4 protein-coding genes are annotated in these 2172 nt (G+C 43.3%); 3 read left to right on the top strand and 1 reads right to left on the bottom strand.

The annotated features are described in order from the left end of the window. The 3 genes from DMP16_RS11240 to DMP16_RS09280 form a co-directional block, all read left to right on the top strand. On the top strand, positions 1 to 327 hold a 327-nt coding region (locus DMP16_RS11240), incomplete at its 5' end, for a hypothetical protein (RefSeq protein WP_221929533.1). A gap of 418 nt (positions 328 to 745) precedes the next feature. Next, positions 746 to 1072, top strand: a complete 327-nt coding sequence (locus DMP16_RS09285; protein ID WP_143577143.1) for a hypothetical protein — start codon at positions 746 to 748, stop codon at positions 1070 to 1072. Then, entirely contained in the window at positions 1056 to 1457 is a 402-nt protein-coding gene (locus tag DMP16_RS09280) for a hypothetical protein (RefSeq protein ID WP_069284256.1), read from the top strand. Before DMP16_RS09285 ends, DMP16_RS09280 begins: the two co-directional genes overlap by 17 nt. 521 nt (positions 1458 to 1978) lie before the next feature. Here DMP16_RS09280 and DMP16_RS11235 read toward each other — a convergent pair. Beyond that, positions 1979 to 2172: hypothetical protein (locus DMP16_RS11235; RefSeq protein WP_221929532.1), on the bottom strand; the 194-nt coding region annotated here is incomplete at its 5' end.

Here is a 2172-nt window from a genome sequence, read left to right as displayed (position 1 = left end):
CACAATAAAGAAAATTCAATTTATATCAAAACAACCAAATTGTTGTCCACACACAGGAACACAATAGGTTTATTTCTCTTCGAGCTTGCATGGGGTCTGCTAACTCCTAATCTTAACTTGCTGATTAGCGAGATCATCTCTAAGAAGACTAAACGTACCGCAACAACTTACTCTTTGCTCTCGTTTTTGAGCGGTTTGGCTTCCTCATTATTGTTGGTCTTCTTGGGGTACTTTAACGACCTTCACTTGTCTTACCTAATTGAGTTTTCGCTTTCTCTGCTATCGATAATCTTACTACTCGAGTTAAACACGGCTGAGCGTCAGTGAGGCTTAAACTAGAGGCCTAAAAAAGGCTGTAAATCCTAAGGGGGAGAAGGACTTCTTAGTACTGATAGTAAACTTTCCCTAAAAGATAACGTATTAAGGTCTATGGCTCCCACTTAACTTTAGAATCGTGAACGCGAGTTATCCATTTCTCTTTTCTAAGTCGTTTTTAAATAATTAATTCTTTTACAGACCCTGACCTAATGAGTGAGGCTTTTCTCAGTTTGTAAACTATTTCTTTACCCTACTCTCTAAGGTTAGGGTAGATTTAGTTGATTCTTGCGATAATAATGCTTGAACGTTCATATTACCTAGATGGTGACAAAGATCCAAGAGGATCTGTGACAAAGGAAGGGCAAGCCTCGCCCTTTAAAGCGGGGAGGAAGTCAGACTTTTTAACCCTCTACTCACAGAAATGTATATGAGAGACGCGTTTAGGAAAAGCGGTTCCACCTTTAATGGCGGGGTAGTGAACGCACTTCCGGTTGAGGCAACTTCTGTCGTTTTTAACTCCAACGCTACCTTTGTCTCTAGCAACGTAAAGGGGGACCCGCTTATTTCCGGGCCCCAACACAAGGACGTGAAGGTAGAGGAGTTCGGCGAGGCTGGCCTTGTCATAGACTTTGGGGGCGAGTACTATACCGCGGAGTCCCACGATGCCCTTGTTCTGATCTATAGGGACAGACATGGGAAGATCTCCACTATTGAGATAGAATTTGAGGACGATTCGGATGAGCCAAAGCCTTAAGCCCTCATACGAGGTTAAGGTAATTAAGCCTTTAGTGGCAAAAATAGTTATTAATGATGAAATAGTCTTCATCAGGGTCTTTCCTATCCCTGCACACGTGAAAGTCCAAGAGGATGGCTTTGTTGTTAGCGTAACGGCCACATTGACTGTGGAGTCGAATAAGCCCAAGATGGGATTTCCGTGTAACATGATAGGGTCATCAACCCCCGTAGTTCCAAGCAATATAGAGTTCATTGACGAGGGCGTAGTGATAATACAGGCTGGCAGCAAAGAGATAACAGTGAAACCGAAGATAACTAGCGTGTTCGTATACCCGGGCTTCAGGGATGATCTAGGGTATCCTTGTGTGAGGGTCTCATGGATTTCCTTGACGAATGTGAAATAAGTTGTAAATTTGTTAGTTCTCTGCATAAAAGAAATCTTCTAAAGCTCAAGTTAGCATCCTATAAGAAAAGAATGTTAGAAATCCGTGGACAGGATATAGGAATTGTGTGCTCATTACTTAATAGGGTTTGTCAGAGGCCTGAATAGTTCTCTTGCTTTCAATGCCAAACTGGAGATCATTGGGAGTGTATAGAGGGGTGTACATATAGTATTAGGAGGAGCTACTGTTTTCAATTAATCGACGACCACGTCCTCGTCATTGTAGCTGAAGTTAAGGGGGCAGACGTAACTATAATAACCTTTTTTCCGACTAGAGACGAAAGAGATAAGGAGAAGAAGTGTATGGGGGAGATCTTCAGCGAAAACTAGGAGTAAAGACAGGAGTGACCCCAAGACGCTCCGGTATTGATTAGACATGAGAACGGTAAGTCCGTCCAAGGGATGCGACTTACTCCAACAAAAAAGCCGTGGTAAGCAGTTCCAGTGAGAGAATTAAGTTTATACAACTCCATACTAATATTTTTACATAATGCCAGATGTGGGCATGCATCCCGAAAGGCTGGCATAGCCCGAGATGTGCGGGTTTCCCCACTTAGATGGTATTCCATCTAGGTGGGTTGGGGTTATCCCGCTAATGGGGCGGAAGAGGGTGAGGGCGAAGAATTCGCTTGACTCCCGTGAAGCCCAAGGGTTGATATATATGAGATCCGATGAAA

It is taken from the genome of Sulfolobus sp. B1, assembly GCF_007050195.1.
Taxonomy (GTDB): domain Archaea; phylum Thermoproteota; class Thermoprotei_A; order Sulfolobales; family Sulfolobaceae; genus Saccharolobus.
Note: the sequence above shows the minus strand (reverse complement) of the source record. Positions and strands in the feature narration are given on the sequence as shown.